Consider the following 17,067-nt stretch of genomic DNA (forward strand, 5'->3'; position numbering starts at 1 on the left):
TGGATGGACATCGACGGCGCGCCCGGTCCGGCTGACGACGCTCGGCGGGCCTCCGGGTTCCTGACGGTCGCCGAGGTGCTCGACCTGCTGCCCGAGGTCGTGGTGCTCGACCCCCGCTCCGTGCTCGTCGGCGCGGACGTCACCCTTGCAGCCGGGGTGGTCCTCTACCCCGGAGCCGTGCTCGACACGCGTGCCGGGGGTTCGATCACCGTCGCATCCGGCGCGCGGCTCGGTCCGGGCCCGGTCACCGTCGTCGCTACAGCGGCCCGGGTGACCATCGGTTCCGGTGCCGAACTGGGCCCGGGGCCCGTCACGATCACGGCGACCGGGGCGGACGTGCTCGTGGGGGACGGCGCTCGGTTGTCTGGCGGCTGCCTCGTCGAGGGCCCCACCGAGCTCGGCGCCGGTGCCCAGGTGCTCGGGACGGTCGCCGTCCGTGACGCCGAACTCGCAGCCGGGGGCGACCACCGCGAGCCCGACCCCGATCGTCGTGCCGGTGTGGTGAAGGGTGTCGGGCGGGTCCACGGGGTGCGGGTCGGCACCGGCGAAGTGATCGTCGGCGGTGGCGTGCCGAGTGCACCGCTCGTGGTCGAACGGCAGCGTGCACACCACCCGGAGGCGCCGAGCCGCTGATCCCGGCCGGGCCCTCGGCTCCGCTCGCCTGTTCGTCACCGGCACGGCACACCTGCCCGGCGGAGTGCTGCACGCACGCGGTCGGGCTGCATGAGATCGGCCCACGACAACCGGACGACGAACCGGACCTCGGGGAACGACCGGACGAAGTCCTCGCGACGCTTCTCCTGCCAGTGCGCCTCGGCGGTGCTCCGCCCCTCGAGCATCGTCGGGTCCTCGTACTTCGCGCGGCCGTCGACCTCAACCACGACTCCCTGATCTGGAAACCAGAAGTCGACGACGGCCCTCCCACCACCGGCCCGTCGGAACTCGTGCTGCTGCACCGGCTCCGGCGCCCCGACCTGCCGGAAGCGCACCCGGCACACGGACTCCGCCGGCGACCCCGACAGTGCCGACCCCATCGCGATCGCCACCCCCGCCTTCGCCTGCCCCGAGCCCCGCAGTTCGAGATCAGCAGCCAGTGCCTCGGGCGTGGTCCGCCGATCGGCGAGCAGCTCGTCCACGACCGGCAGCGACTCGAGCAACGGACGCGTCGCAGCGACGTCCACCGCGCTCCGCGCCCACCCGGTGGTCCGCAGTCCGCCGGACTCGATGTACGCGGTCGGTGGCCGTGCGGCAGTGCCGTGCCGGACGAACCAGGCGGTCACCCGCGTGTGGGTGGTCGTCGGGTCGGACACGTGGACCTTCATCGGAGCTTCGCCGACGAGCGGCAGCCCGAGCACGGCGCACGCGGACTGGTGCGACACGAGGTCGGTGGCGCGGATGCAATGGAGCGATGCTCGGACGAGGACGTGGTGTCGTTCACCAGGGTGGAGCTGTTCGAGCGCCCCGGGCCGGATCAGGACGCCGGGCCGGATCCGTTCGAGGACCCCGCGGTGGACATCACGTTCGAGCGCCCGGCGTTCGGGATCCGGAAGCCCGGTCGTGCGGATGAGTTCGATGTCGTTCGCTCTGCCCATGCCCACAGGCTGGTGGAAGCGAGTCGGAGCGAGAGACCTACCGCGACGATCTGTGGACAGTCGAGCGCAAGCGCCCTGTGTGGAGGAACGAGGGCGCTCCATTCGTGTGCACCTTGCGACGATGCACGTGTTGATCACCTCGTGCTTTGTCGACTCATGCACACGCAACAGTTGCGTGCGCATGTTCCGACGAACCACGCGCCGATCGACTCGTGGATTGTCGCAAAACGGGTGGGGCCGACCAGCCCCCGCGGCACCTACGCCCGCGCGAGCTCCGCCCGCAGCGGGAGGTCCTGGTCCTCCAGGATGAGCTGCGCGCCCACGGCGGTCCGGGCGTTCACGACGATCGGCGCGAGCAGGTTGACGGTCGTGGGAGCACCGCCGGACGCGCCGGGGTTCGCCACCACGAGCAGCATCGCGTCGGCGGGGTCGCTCAGCTCGAGCCCAGCGGCCTGCTCGTCGGTGAGCTCCGGCGCGTAGGACGGCAGGTGCACCGCGGCGTCGAGCACGAACAAGCGCGAGGAACCCCCGACGAGGGTGAACAGGCCCTCGGCGCCGTCCACCGGGGTCAGCGTGAAGACCGGTGCGGGGGAGAGGCCGAACGGCGGGACGGCGAAGGTCAGGGAGATGCTCATCGGAGGTAGTCCATCAGGGTCGGCTGCAGGACCTTCGCGGTGACGGCGAGGGCTGCCTGGTAGTTGGTCTGCTGCACCTGCAGGTCGAGGACGGCCTTGGCGAGGTCGACGTCCTCGATGCCGGCGCGGCGGTTCTCGAGCGAGACGGCCGCGGTCTTCAGCGAGTCCTGGGCGGCGAGGGCGGTCGCGTGCCGGACACCGACGTCGGCCTGGGCGCCGCGGACGGCCCCGAGCGCGCCGTCGACGTCGTTGATCCGCGCGTTCACGTTCACCCCGTTCTGCAGGTCGCTGACGATGGAGTCGAGCACGCCGAACACCGACGACGCGCCGGTGCCGAAGACGTCGGCCCCGGCGGTGTCGACGCGCACGGTCGTGCCGTCGCCGATCCGGCGGGAGACGTCCGTGCCGGAGGCCGCCCACCCGGTCGTCGGGTCGTACGCGGCGGCGGCGGTCGAGGCGCCCGCGAAGACCGAGCGGGTGCCGTAGGTCGTGTTGGCCCGTGCCTCGAGGTCGGACTTGAGCGACTGGAACTGCGTGATGAAGGCGTCGCGGTCGGTGTCGCTCATGGTGCCGGAGTTCGCCGCCTGCACGGTCAGGTCCCGCACGCTGTTCAGCACCGAGTAGACGCTCGACAGGGCGCTGTCGGTGGTCGCGAGCCAGGCGACGGCGTCGTTCGCGTTGCGCGTGTACTGCGCGGCGGCGGCCTGTTCCTTGCGCACCTGCATCGACGACGCGGTGCCGACGGGGTCGTCGGACGGCTTCTGGATCGCCTGCAGCGTGGTGGCCTGCTCGGTCAGCTGCGCCACGCGCGCCGCACCGGTCTGCAGGCGGGCCGACGCCGCGGCCATCGACATCTGGGTGGTCACCCGGGTGATCACGATCAGCCCCTCCCGACGAGTCCTGTGCGGTTGATGATGGTGTCGAGCATCTCGTCGACGGCGGTCAGGACGCGTGCCGCGCCCTGGTACGCGTGCTGGTAGCTCAGCAGGTTCACGTTCTCCTCGTCGAGGTCGACGCCGGCGCTCGACTGCTGCTGGGTGCGCGCGTTGGTCAGGGCGAGTCCGGTGAGCGTCGACTCCGTCGCGGCCGACCGGGAGGCGGTGCCCACCCCCGCAACGAACGTCGCCCAGGTCGTGTCGGCGGCTCCAGGGCCCGTGCCGAGCCGCGAGAGCGCGTCGGCGAACGAGTCGTCGAGCTGCCCCGCCGCGTTCCGCGTCGCCAGGCCGCTGCCGTCCGTCGGGACGACCGACAGGCCCTGCGCTGCGGGGACGCCCGCCGCGAGGGCGAAGAACGCGGTGCCGGTGGTGCCGGACGGGGTGGTGCCGGTGGCGTGGACGGCGTTGACCGTCGCTGCGAGCTGGGTCGCGACGGCGTCGTAGGACGCGGCGGCCTGGGCGAGCGCCCCGCCCGTGCCGTTCCCGTTCGCCGGCGCGAGGACGGCGAGGGCGCCACCGATCGACCCACCGCTGAGGGACACCGCGCCGGCGCTGCCGGAGGTCCAGGTCAGGGTGACCGCGGCGCCGTCGGCGAGGCGTTCGCCACCGCCGAGGGCGACGGTGCGGGCGTCGGTGCCCTGCACGAGCGGGTTGCCGCCGAGCAGCACGTCGACCGTGCCGTCCGCGTTGGTGCGGGTCGTCCCGCCGGCGAGCGTCGCGATCTGCTCGGTGAGCTGGTCGCGTTGGTCGAGGAGTTCGTTGGCGTTGCCGCCGGAGGCCAGTGCGGTGCGGATCCGCCCGTTCAGGTCGGCCACCTGCTTCGCTGCGTCGTTCAGCTGGGTGACCTGGCCGGCCGCGGTGCCCCGGACCGAGGACCACTGCGCGTCGACGGCCTTCGACCCGGCAGCCAGGGCCGAGGCGACGGTGCCCGCTGCGCCGAGGACGGCGCTGGCGGCACCCGGGTCGTCGGGGTGACTGGCGAGTTCGCTCCACGACGACCAGAAGGCATCGAGCTTGGCGCTCAGGCCGTCCTTGCCGGGCTCGTGCAGGCCGGTCTCGAGGGCGGACAGTGCCGTCGCACGGGCGTCGGCGTAGGCGGAGGACCCCGCGGCGACCCGGACGCCGACGTCGAGCGTCAGCGATGCCAGTCGGGCGATGCCGTCGACGGAGACGCCCTGACCGGCGAGGGCGGCGGTGCCGCGCATGAACCCGGTCTGGGTCGCGGGGATCGAGTTCTGCGTGACGCGCTGCCGCGTGTACCCGGCGGTGCCGGCGTTCGCGATGTTCTGGCCGGTGACGTCGATGCCGGCGCGGGCTGCGGCGAGGCCGGAGTACGCGGTGGCGAGGGAGCCGAAGGTGCTGACCACGGGGTTACAGGGTCCCCTCGAACAGGCGGGCGCCGTCGGAGCCGGAACCGGAGGTGCCCGAGGCGTCGTAGGTCGCTGCGGTCGTCACGGTGCCGGCGAGGGTCTCCTCGGTGGCCTGGGCAGCGGTGCGCAGGAAGCGGTCGTTCTCGTCGCGCAGGGCACCGATCTGGGTGGTGAGCTCGACCATCGCGGTCAGGTGCGCGGCGAGGATCTCGCCCCACGGGCCGTTCGGCGCGGCGGCGACGACGTCACGCAGGGGAGCATCGGCGGGGACGCCCCACTCCTCGGCGACCTCGGCACTCGACGCAGCTCGCTCGAGTCCGGTGCTGCGGAGTCGTTCGAGGACCTGCTCGACCTCGCGGCTGGCGTGCGACACCCAGCGGGAACGGCCCGCGGTGAGCAGGAGCTGCTCCTCCTCGAGCTTGAAGGTGAGCAGCTCGAGCAGTTCGCGTTCGCGCCAGAGCACGGCGGACAGGTCGTTCACGCTCATCAGCTCCTCCCGTTTGGGTCGTCGTCGGGTGTTCGGGTCTTCGTGTCCACCATCCGGCGGACACCGAGACCTATCGACCCGACGGCGGTGGTCGTAAGCGGCCGGGGACGTGACAAACGAGGCGGACGTCACCCGGGCCTCCCGGAACGAACGAAGCGCACCCCGTCCGGGGGACGGGAACGGGCGTTCTACCGGTCGGGTCCCCCCAAAGGTGGACCACGAAACACCGGAAATGCCCCCGCACTGGGGACGGATGAACCCCTGTTCAGGACTTTGCCAGCCGATACATTCAGAACGCACCACGAGGGCGACCTCGAACCGCGCGAACGAGGCGCGGGGTGCGCCGCTCGGAGGGAACCGGGCGGGTCTTCGGCGTACGCACCGGCCATCCGAGGCCGGCGTTCGCCGTGCCCACGGACGGGTGAGTCAGGACGTTCACCTCAGGTCGATCAAGGGATCAGCATGGACCGCACCGCACGCAACGCGATGATCGTGGAGCACCTCCCGCTCGTCGGCTACATCGTCGCCGACGTCCGCTCCCGCGCCACGCACCTCGACCGCGACGACCTCGCAGCCGTCGGGTCCCTCGCACTCGTCGCCGCTGCCGACGCGTTCGACCCGACCCTCGGCGTCCCCTTCGGGGCCTACGCCCGGACCCGGATCGCCGGAGCCCTCGCCGATGACATGCGCTCGGCCGACTGGGCGTCTCGTGGCACCCGGAAGCGGATCCGCGAGACCCTCGCCACGCAGGAGGCCCTGTCCGCCCGACTCGGCCGGAGCGTCGGCGTGCAGGAGGTCGCGGACGCGATGGGGGTCGACCGGCAGACCGCCTCGGACGCCATGAGCGACGCGGCCCGCATCGTCGCGCCCCTCGACGAGACCGTGCACGACCTCGTCGCCGCCGACCTGCCGTTGCCCGGCGACGACCTGCTCGAGACTGAGAAGCGCCGCTACCTGCGCGCAGCCGTCGAGGCGCTGCCCGAGCGGATGCGCTTCGTCGTCGAGGCCGTCTACTTCGGGGACCGCTCGGTGACCGAGGTCGCCGCGGAACTCGGCATCACGCACTCCGCCGTCTCGCAGCAGCGATCCGAGGCGATGCGCCTGCTCCGCGATGGCTTGGCCGCCCACTACGGGGACGGCAGTGCCCCCGCCGAACCCGCCTCGCGCACCACCGCGGCCCGCCGGAGCGCCTACCTCGCACGCGTCGCGTCGAACGCCGCCGCCGGCGTCGCACGTGCCGTCCACGACGCGACCGCGCCGGTCGCCGTGGCGGCGAGCTGAACCGTCGACGGGTATTTCCGTCGATTCCCTAACGGCTCCCGGCACCCGGTCGAGAGTCATCCACGTCAGCCCACGGACGGGCTGTAGTACGACCCAGCATTCACGGAGGAAACCACCATGGGTATGTCCATCAACACCAACCTCTCGGCACTCAACACGTACCGGAACCTCAACTCGACGCAGAACGACCTGTCGAAGTCCCTCGAGAAGCTCTCGTCGGGTCTCCGCATCAACCGTGCTGCCGACGACGCGGCCGGTCTGTCGATCTCCGAGGGGCTGAAGTCCCAGGTCGGTGGCCTCACGGTCGCCGCCCGCAACGCGCAGGACGGCATCTCCGTCGTGCAGACCGCTGAAGGTGGCCTCACCGAGACCCACTCGATCCTCCAGCGCATGCGCGACCTGGCCGTCCAGGCCGGTAACGACTCGAACAACGAGGACTCGCGCAAGGCGATCACCACCGAGGTCGGCGAGCTCACCAAGGAGCTCACCCGCATCTCGCAGTCGACCAACTTCAACGGCATCAACCTGCTCGACGGCTCCGCCGGCACCGCAGGCGTCCTGAAGTTCCAGGTCGGCGCCAACGGCGACGCGGCGAGCCAGATCGACGTCGACCTGTCGAAGTCCAACGTGGAGTCCGTGTCGACCGCTGTCGGCGCCCTCACCTTCGACAGCGCGACGAACGCTCAAGCCGCCATCACCGCGATCGACGAGCAGATCAAGTACGTGTCCTCGGCACGTTCGAGCATCGGTGCTGTCCAGAACCGCTTCGACCACGCCATCAACGTGACGAACGTGGCCAAGGAGAACCTCACCGCTGCCGGTTCGCGCATCACCGACGTCGACATGGCGGAGGAGATGGTCAAGTACACGCGCGACAACATCCTCAGCCAGGCCGGCACGTCGATGCTCGCGCAGGCGAACCAGAGCACGCAGGGCGTGCTCTCGCTCCTGCGCTAGCACCCACGACGCCGCCTTCCGGGATCGTTCAGGCTTCCCGGGAGGCGGCGTCGCCCTCCTGACCATCCCCACGACGCCAGGGAGTGTCGACGATGTCATCGTCCGTGTCCTCGAGCACCAGCCTCGCGATCGACGGGCTCGTCAGCGGGCTCAAGACGACCGACCTCATCAACTCGTTGATGAGCGTCGAGGGCGTGCCGCAGACCCTGCTCAAGAACAAGCTCACGAGCACCAACTCGTTCATCTCGTCACTGCAGACGATCAACGGGTTGGTGCAGGCCCTCGCGACGAAGGCGAAGGACGCCGCCAAGGCGACCTCGCTCGACCTGTTCACGGCCACGAGCTCGTCGTCGGGCGTCACCGCCGTCACCGGCACGAACGCGAGCGCCGGGTCGCTGACGTTCAGCGTCGGCTCGACCGCGTCCGCCCAGGTCGGGGTCACCGCCGCGATGTCCACGTGGTCGGCCGCTGCCGAACCGATCACCCTGGTGGGCGCCGACGGCACGAAGACCACCGTCACGCCCTCGTCCGGCTCCCTCGACGACACGGTCTCGGCGATCAACAAGTCCGCGGCCGGCGTCACCGCCACGAAGGTCGCCGCGGGTGCGGCCGCCGACGGCACCAAGCTCTACCGGTTGCAGCTGACGTCTGCCAAGACCGGGGCCGCGGGTGGTTTCGAGGTCCACCGGGGCACCGCCGACCAGGTCGCTGCGGGGACCTCGACGAACGTGCTGACCGAGGTCGGCGCCGCGGTCGTCGCCCAGGCGAAGGACGCCAGCGTCACGCTGTGGGCCGGCACCGCCGCCGAGCAGACGATCACGAGTGCGACGAACACGTTCACCGACCTGGTGCCGGGACTGTCGGTCACGGTGTCGAAGACGAGTACGGAGCCGGTCACGGTCGGCGTCGCGCAGGACACCACGAAGGCCCAGTCCGTGGCGTCCGGACTCGTCGACGCGATGAACGCGGTCTCGGCCTACTACAAGACGAACACCGCGGTGACGAGCACCACGAGTGCCACCAGCGGGTCGACGACCACGACCGCCGGGGTCCTGATGGGCGACGGCACCTCGCGCGACGCCGTGCAGCGCCTGGGCAGCACCATGTCGGCGCCCGTCGGCGGGAAGTCGCCGTCGTCGATCGGCATCTCGATCACCAAGGACGGCAGCTTCACCTTCGACGCCGACGTCTTCCAGAAGTCCCTCGCCACCGACCCCGAGGGCACGCAGGCGATGCTGTCCGGTGTCGCCGCGAACGTCGGTGCCGCCGCCACCGCGGCGTCCGACAAGTACGACGGGTCCATCACCACGACGATCACCGGCCAGCAGGCGGTCGCCAAGGACCTCAACACCCAGATCGACAGCTGGACCGACCGACTCACGATGCGCCGCGTATCGCTCCAGACGCTGTACTCGTCGCTCGAGACCAGCCTCAGCAAGCTCCAGTCCCAGTCGAGCTGGCTCGCCAGCCAGCTCGCGGCGACCACGAGCTGACGGGATCACCATGACCTTCGACCTCCAGGCCGCCGCCTTCCGCCAGGCCGCGCAGCCCCGCACCGTGACCGACCAGCGTCGCGCCCAGTACACGAACGAGGCCGTCCTGTCGGCCACCCCGGCGCAGCTCGTCACGATGCTCTACGACCGGCTGCTGCTCGACCTGCACCGCGCCGAGGCCGCACAGACCAGGGCCGACTGGGACGCCGCCCGCGAACAGCTGCTGCACGCGCAGGCCATCGTCGGCGAGCTGTCGTCCACGCTGCGGATCGACGTCTGGGACGGTGGTGAGGGCCTGCTCGCCGTCTACAACTACGCGTCGACGTCCCTCATCACCGCGAACGTGCACCGTGACGTGCAGGCCACACGCGACTGCATCCGGATCCTCGAACCCCTGCGGCAGTCGTGGCACGACGCCGCCGCGTCGCTGCCGGCGACGCCGGCACGCCAGCAGTCGACGGGCGGAGCCCTCGGTGTCGCCTGACACCTGGGAGGCGGCACTCGCTTCCCTGGAACAGGATGTGGCCCTCGACGACGGCACCGGGTGGTCGGAGCCGGCCGGGCTGGGTCCGGTGCCGCGCGAGTTGGTGGGGCGTGCCTCCCGGCTGCTCGCTGCGCAGCGCGACCGCATCGCGGAACTGGAGTCGGACCGACGCGCGACGCTCGAGCACCTCGGTGCGCTGCGCGCCGTCGACGCGACGCGCGAGCCTCGTGGCGCGGTGTACCTCGACGCGTCCGCCTGACCCGCGGTCCCGCCACCTGTTCCGCGACGAAGCACGCGTCGTTCGACGAGTGGTCTGTCGCAGAAGTGGTGCTACCCCCGTTCGGGGCGAGGGCTAACGCAGCCTGGGACGGGCACCGATAGCGCCACACGAGCACGGATCGCTCACCAGTTCGGCCACGGATCGGCCACCACCGCACGGCGACGTCGCATCGACGACGCCTGACGAGGGGACCACCGTGTTCGATTCCGTGACGAGCGTCGCGCTGCAGAGCGCACTCGACGGCCTGTCGATGCGCCAGAAGGTGATCGCGAACAACATCGCGAACATCAACACGCCGGGCTACCACGCCGAGAAGGTCCAGTTCGAGGACGCCCTGGCGAAGTCGATCACCGACGGCAGCGGGAACACCGCGCCGACGGTCGCCCGCAGCCTCGAGCCGACGAACACGAACGGCAACAACGTCAACCTCGACGAGGAGACGCTCTCCAACGTCGACACCGTGCTCCGGTACCAGTTCGCCACGCAGGCGATGAACTCCGAGCTCACCAGCGTCCGCGCGGCGATGCGGACGAACTCGTGACGACCTTCGACGCGATCGGCATCGCGAGCACCGGCATGACCGTGCACCGGAAGTGGCTCGACGCCGTCGCCGACAACATGGCGAACGCGAACACCGTGAAGTCGATGGACGACACCGCGTTCCAGGCCCGCTACGTCGAGGTGCAGGAGGGCAACGGCGTGTCCGGTGCCTACGTCAAGGGTGCCGCGTTCGGCAGCGCCGCCGGCCGCGTGACCTACGACCCGGACAACCCGCTCGCGAACGACGAGGGGTACGTCCGGATGCCGGACATCGACCTCGGCACGCAGATGGCGGACCTCATCATGGCCCAGCGTGGCTACCAGGCGAACGCCTCCGTCGTCGACCGCGCCAAGACCGCCTACGAGGCGGCACTGCAGATCGGGAAGAACTGATGCCCATCGACGCCGTCAACGGTGTGACCACCAACGCGATGACGAACGCACTGACCAGTGTGTCCGGCACCTCCAGCGACGTCGCCGGCGCTGCGGGCGCGACGAGCACCGACGGCAGCGGGTTCGCCGCCAGCCTCGGGAACGCCGTCGACGGGCTGCAGGCCCTGCAGAGCGACTCGAAGACCCTCGCGCTCAAGGCCGTCACCGGCAACCTCGACGACATCCACGACGCGACCATCGCCGCCACCCGCGCGCAGGTCACGCTCGAGCTCGTCTCCGCCGTCCGCAACAAGGGCGTCGACGCCTTCAACGAGATCATGAGGATGCAGGCCTGATGCCCGTCGCCGTCAAGAACGTCTTCGCGCGCCTGTCCGCGTACGTCAAGGGCTTCTCGGCCGCCCAGCGCACCATCGCGATCCTGGTGATCGCCGCGCTCGTGCTCGGTGGGATCGCCCTGGCGTCGTGGCTCGGCAAGGCGTCCTACGCACCGCTCTTCACCGGGCTGGCCGCCGCCGACGCGAGTTCCATCACCGACCAGCTGCAGACCGACGGGGTGCCGTACCAGCTCACCGACGGCGGCGCGACGATCCTGGTGCCGCAGGCGCAGGTGTACTCGGAGCGCCTCAAGGCCGCGTCGAACGGGCTGCCGTCGTCGAACGAGGGCGGCTACTCGCTGCTCGACAAGATGGGTGTGACGAGCTCGGAGTTCCAGCAGGACGTCACCTACAAGCGGGCGATGGAGGGCGAGCTCGCCAAGACCATCGGCGCGATGGACGGCGTGCAGACCGCGACCGTGCAGCTCGCGATCCCGGAGAAGTCCGTGTTCGTCTCCGAGGAGAAGGACCCGACGGCGTCGGTGTTCATCGCCACCGACAACGGCACGCAGCTGAGCACCGACCAGGTGCAGGCGATCGTGCACCTGACCAGCGCCGCGGTCGAGGGCATGCAGACCACCGACGTCTCGGTCGTCGACGCCAAGGGGCAGACGCTGTCCGCCGTCGGGACCGGGGCGACCGGCAGCGGTGCCGACCAGGCCGCCGACTACGACGCCGCGACGAGCAAGAAGATCCAGGACCTGCTCGACACCACCCTCGGCGCCGGCAACGCGACCGTCGTGGTCTCCGGCACGATGAACCAGGAGTCCGGCACCCGTACGTCGGAGAGCTACACCACCCCGACTTCCGGTCCGGTCGCGCTCAACGAGTCGAGCACCACCGAGCAGTACGGTTCGGGTGCCGCGGGCGCCTCGAGCGGCGCGACCGGGGTCCTCGGCCCGGACAACATCGCCGTACCGAACGGCACCGCCACGAGCGGGACCGGCGACGACGGCTACAAGAACGAGTCGGCGACGAAGAACAACGCCGTCGACCACACCACCGAGACCACGCAGATCCCGTCGGGGTCCCTCGACCGGCAGACCATCTCGGTCGCGCTGAACTCGAAGGCCGACGCCGTGCAGAACGCGAACCTGCAGAGCATCAACGACCTGGTGTCGGCCGCCGCCGGTGTCGACCAGGCCCGCGGCGACCAGGTCAAGGTCGCGATGATGGACTTCGACACCAGTGGTGCCGACCAGGCCGCGAAGGCCCTCGAGGCGCAGCAGAAGGCCGACCAGCAGGAGGCCCTGTGGTCGTCGATCCGCACCGCCGGCATCGTCATCGGCATCCTGCTCGCGCTCATCGCCGTCATGTTCGTCATCGCCCGTCGCAGCCGGAAGCAGGAGCGCGAGGCCGTCGACCTCGGCGAACTCGACGCCTTCGCCGGCGAGACGTTCCAGCTGCCCCTCGCGATGGACGGCACTGCCGACCGCGCGACCCTCGGTGCCGGCGACGCCCCCACCGCCGTGCTGTCGACGATGCCCGCCGGCGACCCGCCGACCGAGGTGCTGACGACCGACGAGATCACGGCCGAGCGCCGCCGTCAGGACATCTCCGCGCTGGCCGAACGCGACCCGAAGCGCACGGCCGAGCTCCTGCGCGGGCTGCTCGACGACCGGGCACCGGTGTGAGCGCCCTGATGCCGAGCGCCGGCGGCCCGGGCACCGGCAAGGGGTCGAACGACCGTGCGCTGACCGGTGCCCAGAAGGTCGCGCTCATCCTCATGCAGATGGACACCGACCGCGCTGCCGAGGTGATGAAGCAGTTCACCGAGATGGAGGCCGAGGAGATCTCGGCCGAGATCGTCCGGATGCGCCGCGTCGAGGACACCGTCGTCGACCAGACCATGTCGGAGTTCCACCGGATCACGATGAGCGGCCGGCTGCAGAAGCGCGGCGGCAAGGAGACCGCCCTCGGGCTGCTCGAGGCGTCCTTCGGCGCCGAGCGCGCCGCCGGCGTGATGGACCGGCTCGCCTCGAACCTGGCCGGCCAGTCCTTCGACTTCCTCGACGATGCCGAGCCCGGGCAGGTCATCACCCTGCTCGAGGGCGAGTTGCCGCAGACCATCGCCCTCGTCCTGGCACACCTGAAGCCCGGCCAGGCGAGCGCCGTCCTCGCGGGTGTCGACGAGCGCGTCCGCACCGACGTCGCGCAGGCGTTCGCCACGATGGGCAGCGCGACCCCGGAGGCTGTCGGGATCGTCGCCGGTGTCCTGCGGCAGCGCGCCGGCGCCGTCGTGTCGCCGCGCGAGAGCGTCGAGGTCGTCGGCGGCATCGCGCCCCTGGTCGACATCATCAACCGCTCCGACGTCGCCACCGAGAAGGCCGTGCTCGACGGGCTCGAGGCCCGCGACCCGGAGCTCGCCGAGGACATCCGCTCGCGCATGCTCACCTTCGAGGACATCGTCAAGCTCGAGTCCCGCGACATCCAGCAGGTGCTGCGCGGCATCGACTCGAAGCTCCTCGCGACCGCCATGAAGGGTGCGGCCGGACCCGTCGTCGAGACGATCCGCGCGAACGTGTCCGAGCGCAACCGCTCGCTGCTCGACGACGAACTGCAGGCCATGGGCCCGGTCCGCGTCTCGCAGGTCGAGGAGGCGCGCGCCGAGGTCGTCCGTTCCGTGCGCGAGCTCGAGGCACAGGGCGTCATCACCGTGCACCGTGCCGAGGAGGACGAGCTCGTTGACTGACACCACGACCGCCGGCACCGTGCAGCGCATCGCGTTCCCCGCGATCGGCACCGCCGCCGCGACCGACCGCGCGTCCGGCGCGGACGTCCGCGGCCACGCCGCCGGCTACACCGCGGGGCTCCGCGCCGCGCAGGCCGAGACGGACGCCCTGCGCGCCCGCCTGCAGGCCGAGCACGCCGCGCTGACCGCGTCGCTGCGCGCGGACACCGTCCGCCGCATCGCCGTCCTCGACGCCGCGACGAACGCGATGCTGTCCACGGTCGCGCCCGTCCTCAGCGACGCCGAGGCCTCCGTCGCCAGCGCGGCCACGGACCTGGCCGAGGCGATCGTCGGGTACGAGATCCGTGCCTCCCGTCCGGCGGTCGGGACCGATGACGGAGGGGAGGCCCGGATCACGTCCGGCGCCGAGACCACCGTCCGGCGGGCGCTCGCGTCCATCGACCGCAGCGTGCCGGTGGCCGTCCGCCTCAGCCCGGCGGACGCCGCCCGCGTCGCCGACGTGGACCTGCCGGTGCCCGTGGTCGCGGATCCCGCGCTGCGGGACGGCGACGCCGTCGTCGACCTGCCGGACGGCATCCTCGACGCCCGGATCGCCACCGCACTCGACCGCGCCCGCACTGCACTCGGTGTCGACCTGCAGGGGGCGTCCGAATGAGCGCCACGCTGCTCCGGCCCCGCGGGCTCGACGACGCCCTGCGGCAGGCCGCACCCCAGCGGGTCGGTGTCGTCACGAGCGCCGTCGGCCTCGGGCTGACGATCGCCGGGCTCGACGCCCACGTCGGCGAACTGGTGTCGGTCGGCCGCGACGGCTCCGAGCCGACCACGGTCGAGGTCGTCGCCACCGATGCCTCCGGCGTGCGCTGCATGCCGCTCGGCCGCCTGACCGGTGTCACCGCCGGCACCCCCGCACGCTCGACCGGTCGCCCGGTGCTCGTGCCGACGGGTGCCGGGCTGTTCGGCCGTGTGCTCGACGGGCTCGGTCGGCCGATCGACGACCGCGGCCCGCTCGTCGGTGCCGGTGGTGAGCCCGTCGACCGGGTGCCGCTCGACCACGCGACCCCGAACGCGATGGCACGCACCCGCATCGACACCCCGATGCAGCTCGGCGTGCGGGTGCTCGACACCCTCACCACCGTCGGCCGCGGCCAGCGCATGGGGCTCTTCGCGGGCTCCGGTGTCGGCAAGTCCTCGCTGCTGTCGATGATCGCCCGGGGGAGCGACGCCGCCGTCAACGTGATCGCGCTGGTCGGGGAGCGTGGCCGCGAGGTCCGCGAGTTCCTCGAGGACGACCTGGGCGCCGAGGGGCTCGCGCGTTCGATCGTCGTCGTGTCGACCTCGGACGAGCCCGCCCTCATGCGTCTGCGTGCCGCCTTCGTGGCCACCCGCATCGCCGAGTCGTTCCGCGACGCCGGCCAGGACGTCGTGCTCATGATGGACTCGCTCACCCGCGTCGCGATGGCGCAGCGTGAGATCGGACTCTCGGTGGGGGAGCCGCCGGCCACCCGGGGCTACCCGCCGTCGACGTTCTCGGTGCTCGCCGGGCTGCTCGAGCGTGCCGGGACGGACCGCGTCGGCAGCATCACCGGCATGTACACCGTGCTGGTCGACGGCGACGACCACAACGAGCCGATCGCCGACGCCGCCCGCAGCATCCTGGACGGTCACGTCGTGCTCGACCGGAAGCTCGCGATCACCGGGCACTTCCCGTCGGTGGACGCCCTCGGCTCGGTGTCCCGAGTGGCCTCGAAGGTGACGGACCCGGCGCAGCGCGCTGCCGCGACGATCCTGCGCAAGGTGATGGCCGCGCGTGCCGCCGCCCAGGACCTGCTCGACGTCGGCGCCTACCAGCGTGGCTCGAACCCGCTCGTCGACGCCGCCGTCGACCACCAGGGCGCGATCGACGCGTTCCTGCGCCAGGGGATGGACGAGCGGGCGACCGCCGACGCGTCCTGGCAGCGCCTCGGTGGTCTCGTGCAGCAGCTGGGGGTGTCGTGATGGCCCGTCGGTTCCCCCTCGCGGGGCTCCTGCGCCTGCGGCACACCGAACAGGACCGCGCCGCTGCCTCGCTCGCCACCGCGAACGAGCGCGTGCGCGACGCCGCCGACGCCCGGATCGCCGCGCGCCGCAGCCTCGCCGACGCCGAGGGCGTGCAGCCGATCGAGGACGCCGCGACCCTGAGCGCCGTCGCCGCTGCGCGTGCTGCGACCCGCGGCATGCTCGAGGAGCTCGACGCCGTGGTCCGGACCCGCCGCGCGGACGCCGACCGTGCGCAGGACGAGTACACCGCCGCACGACGTGCCGCGGTCGGCCTGGAGAAGCTCGAGGGCAAGCACGCCGCCGAGCAGGCCGCCGAGGAACTCCGCACCGAACAGAACGCCCTCGACGAGATCGCGGCACGACGCCGCACGGAAGGTGGTGCCTGATGAGTGTCGAAGCGGTGCTCTCGCGGATCTCCGAGATCCGGTCCCAGATCGACACCCTGCGTGGTGGCTCCGCGGCCGCGACGGCTGCCTCGTCGTCCACCGCGTCGTCGGCTGCGTCGTCGAGCGCCTTCGCCGACGCCCTGGCCACGGCGACCGGGGACACCGGTACCGGCACCGCGACCGCCGCTGCCGCCGCTGCCGCCGCTGCGGCGACCACCAGCAGCGCGCCCGCAACGTCCGTCGACGCCGGTGCGGGCACGCTCGCCACGGGCAGCGGCGCCACCGGGTCCGACGTCGTCGCGGACGCGAAGAAGTACCTCGGCGTGCCCTACGTGTTCGGCGGCACGACGACCGCCGGCATGGACTGCTCCGGCCTGGTGCAGACGGTGTTCAAGGACCTCGGCGTGACCATGCCGCGGGTCGTGCCGGACCAGGCGAAGATGGGCGTCGAGGTCGGCTCCCTGAAGGACGCACAGCCCGGCGACCTGATCATCCCGAAGGGTGAGGGCCACGTCGTCATCTACGTCGGCGACGGCAAGGTGCTGCACGCGCCGCGCCCCGGCAAGGACGTCCGCATCGTCGACAACTGGTACTCGGACGCCGACATCGCCACCATCCGCCGCATCGTGCCGGCGCAGGCGTCCGCCACCCCGGCGACGACCGCGACCACCGCCGCGAGCAGCGCCACCGACCTGCAGACCGCCGCGCTGCTGGCCATGATGCAGTCCGGGAGCGCCGCGTGAGCCTGACCATCGCCACCCAGCCCGCGCCGGCTCCGACGAGCACCGCGGCGCCGACCCGCGCGAGCGCCGACCCTGCAGGGGCCGGCTCCTTCGACGCCGCCCTGTCCGCGGCCGCCGCGACCGATCGCCGCGCGGGCGAGCGCGCACCGGGGCGCCGGGACGACTCCCGCGCAGCCGACGACACCGGTTCGACCACGCGGCCGAACGCCGCCACGGCCACCACGGGGACGGACGTGGCGGCTGCCGCTGACGGCTCGTCCGCTGCCGCCGGGGAGGCTCAGGCGCTCACGCTCCCGCTCGCAGGGACGGTGCCCGCCCCGGTCCCGATGCTCCCGGTCGCGGTGACGGCCCCTGCCGAGACGGTCACACCGGTGACGGTGACGGCGAC

Annotated in this window: 20 protein-coding genes and 1 pseudogene; 16 read left to right on the plus strand and 5 right to left on the minus strand. The window is 71.8% G+C overall.

What is annotated here, in order from left to right; genetic code table 11:
* Window positions 1–3 precede the first annotated feature (3 nt).
* Window positions 4–633 carry a hypothetical protein gene (locus OGL88_RS13425; RefSeq protein ID WP_263091707.1) on the plus strand — a complete coding sequence of 210 codons (630 nt, stop codon included), beginning with the start codon at window positions 4–6 and terminating at the stop codon, window positions 631–633.
* Between the two features lie 35 nt (window positions 634–668).
* Here the strand turns inward: OGL88_RS13425 and OGL88_RS13430 are convergent, their stop codons facing one another.
* The 5 genes from OGL88_RS13430 to OGL88_RS13450 all read right to left on the minus strand — a co-directional run bounded on the left by OGL88_RS13430 (window position 669) and on the right by OGL88_RS13450 (window position 5,019).
* Window positions 669–1,592 carry a hypothetical protein gene (locus OGL88_RS13430; protein ID WP_263091708.1) on the minus strand — a complete coding sequence of 308 codons (924 nt, stop codon included), beginning with the start codon at window positions 1,590–1,592 and terminating at the stop codon, window positions 669–671.
* Window positions 1,593–1,849: 257 nt separating this feature from the next.
* Window positions 1,850–2,227, minus strand: coding sequence for a flagellar assembly protein FliW (gene fliW, locus OGL88_RS13435; RefSeq protein WP_205462349.1), 378 nt, complete (start codon window positions 2,225–2,227; stop codon window positions 1,850–1,852).
* Window positions 2,224–3,105 carry a flagellar hook-associated protein FlgL gene (gene flgL / locus OGL88_RS13440; RefSeq protein WP_194647659.1) on the minus strand — a complete coding sequence of 294 codons (882 nt, stop codon included), beginning with the start codon at window positions 3,103–3,105 and terminating at the stop codon, window positions 2,224–2,226. The genes fliW and flgL overlap by 4 nt, the downstream gene beginning before the upstream one ends.
* Window positions 3,106–3,107: 2 nt before the next feature.
* Window positions 3,108–4,529 carry a flagellar hook-associated protein FlgK gene (flgK, locus tag OGL88_RS13445; protein ID WP_263091709.1) on the minus strand — a complete coding sequence of 474 codons (1,422 nt, stop codon included), beginning with the start codon at window positions 4,527–4,529 and terminating at the stop codon, window positions 3,108–3,110.
* Between the two features lie 4 nt (window positions 4,530–4,533).
* The gene (locus tag OGL88_RS13450) at window positions 4,534–5,019 is read right to left on the minus strand and encodes a flagellar protein FlgN (protein ID WP_111086397.1); all 486 of its coding nucleotides are present in this window, start codon (window positions 5,017–5,019) and stop codon (window positions 4,534–4,536) included.
* 462 nt (window positions 5,020–5,481) lie between these two features.
* Here OGL88_RS13450 and OGL88_RS13455 point away from each other — a divergent pair, with 462 nt between their 5' ends.
* The 15 genes and pseudogenes from OGL88_RS13455 to OGL88_RS13525 all read left to right on the plus strand — a co-directional run.
* On the plus strand, window positions 5,482–6,300 hold the full coding sequence (locus OGL88_RS13455) for a sigma-70 family RNA polymerase sigma factor (RefSeq protein ID WP_263091710.1): 819 nt from the start codon (window positions 5,482–5,484) through the stop codon (window positions 6,298–6,300).
* Between the two features lie 117 nt (window positions 6,301–6,417).
* Window positions 6,418–7,257, plus strand: a complete 840-nt coding sequence (locus OGL88_RS13460) for a flagellin N-terminal helical domain-containing protein (RefSeq protein ID WP_181437623.1) — start codon at window positions 6,418–6,420, stop codon at window positions 7,255–7,257.
* A 104-nt stretch (window positions 7,258–7,361) separates the two neighbouring features.
* Window positions 7,362–8,750, plus strand: coding sequence for a flagellar filament capping protein FliD (gene fliD / locus OGL88_RS13465; protein WP_263091711.1), 1,389 nt, complete (start codon window positions 7,362–7,364; stop codon window positions 8,748–8,750).
* 10 nt (window positions 8,751–8,760) lie between these two features.
* Window positions 8,761–9,234, plus strand: coding sequence for a flagellar export chaperone FliS (locus OGL88_RS13470; protein ID WP_263091712.1), 474 nt, complete (start codon window positions 8,761–8,763; stop codon window positions 9,232–9,234).
* On the plus strand, window positions 9,224–9,493 hold the full coding sequence (locus tag OGL88_RS13475) for a hypothetical protein (RefSeq protein ID WP_263091713.1): 270 nt from the start codon (window positions 9,224–9,226) through the stop codon (window positions 9,491–9,493). Before OGL88_RS13470 ends, OGL88_RS13475 begins: the two co-directional genes overlap by 11 nt.
* 217 nt (window positions 9,494–9,710) lie before the next feature.
* Window positions 9,711–10,055 carry a flagellar basal body rod protein FlgB gene (locus OGL88_RS13480; protein ID WP_111086349.1) on the plus strand — a complete coding sequence of 115 codons (345 nt, stop codon included), beginning with the start codon at window positions 9,711–9,713 and terminating at the stop codon, window positions 10,053–10,055.
* Window positions 10,052–10,447: a flagellar basal body rod protein FlgC gene (locus OGL88_RS13485; protein WP_240347289.1), complete on the plus strand. Its 396-nt coding sequence runs from the start codon at window positions 10,052–10,054 to the stop codon at window positions 10,445–10,447. The genes OGL88_RS13480 and OGL88_RS13485 overlap by 4 nt, the downstream gene beginning before the upstream one ends.
* Window positions 10,447–10,782: a flagellar hook-basal body complex protein FliE gene (gene fliE, locus OGL88_RS13490; RefSeq protein ID WP_263091714.1), complete on the plus strand. Its 336-nt coding sequence runs from the start codon at window positions 10,447–10,449 to the stop codon at window positions 10,780–10,782. Before OGL88_RS13485 ends, fliE begins: the two co-directional genes overlap by 1 nt.
* Window positions 10,782–12,455: a flagellar basal-body MS-ring/collar protein FliF gene (gene fliF, locus OGL88_RS13495; protein ID WP_263091715.1), complete on the plus strand. Its 1,674-nt coding sequence runs from the start codon at window positions 10,782–10,784 to the stop codon at window positions 12,453–12,455. Before fliE ends, fliF begins: the two co-directional genes overlap by 1 nt.
* Window positions 12,452–13,513, plus strand: a complete 1,062-nt coding sequence (gene fliG / locus OGL88_RS13500) for a flagellar motor switch protein FliG (RefSeq protein WP_240347290.1) — start codon at window positions 12,452–12,454, stop codon at window positions 13,511–13,513. The genes fliF and fliG overlap by 4 nt, the downstream gene beginning before the upstream one ends.
* Window positions 13,506–14,168, plus strand: coding sequence for a FliH/SctL family protein (locus OGL88_RS13505; protein ID WP_111086346.1), 663 nt, complete (start codon window positions 13,506–13,508; stop codon window positions 14,166–14,168). Before fliG ends, OGL88_RS13505 begins: the two co-directional genes overlap by 8 nt.
* A complete protein-coding gene (locus OGL88_RS13510) occupies window positions 14,165–15,508 on the plus strand; it encodes a FliI/YscN family ATPase (RefSeq protein WP_263091716.1) in 1,344 nt (447 codons plus the stop codon). The genes OGL88_RS13505 and OGL88_RS13510 overlap by 4 nt, the downstream gene beginning before the upstream one ends.
* Window positions 15,508–15,936 (plus strand): flagellar export protein FliJ, encoded by a 429-nt coding sequence (locus tag OGL88_RS13515; protein ID WP_263091717.1) that lies wholly within the window; start codon window positions 15,508–15,510, stop codon window positions 15,934–15,936. The genes OGL88_RS13510 and OGL88_RS13515 overlap by 1 nt, the downstream gene beginning before the upstream one ends.
* Window positions 15,936–16,679, plus strand: coding sequence for a C40 family peptidase (locus tag OGL88_RS13520; protein ID WP_263091718.1), 744 nt, complete (start codon window positions 15,936–15,938; stop codon window positions 16,677–16,679). The genes OGL88_RS13515 and OGL88_RS13520 overlap by 1 nt, the downstream gene beginning before the upstream one ends.
* Window positions 16,676–17,067: pseudogene (locus OGL88_RS13525) on the plus strand (hypothetical protein); the annotation flags it as partial. The gene OGL88_RS13520 and the pseudogene OGL88_RS13525, both read left to right, overlap by 4 nt.

Source organism: Curtobacterium sp. RIT-PI-V, from assembly GCF_025642935.1.
Lineage (GTDB): Bacteria > Actinomycetota > Actinomycetes > Actinomycetales > Microbacteriaceae > Curtobacterium.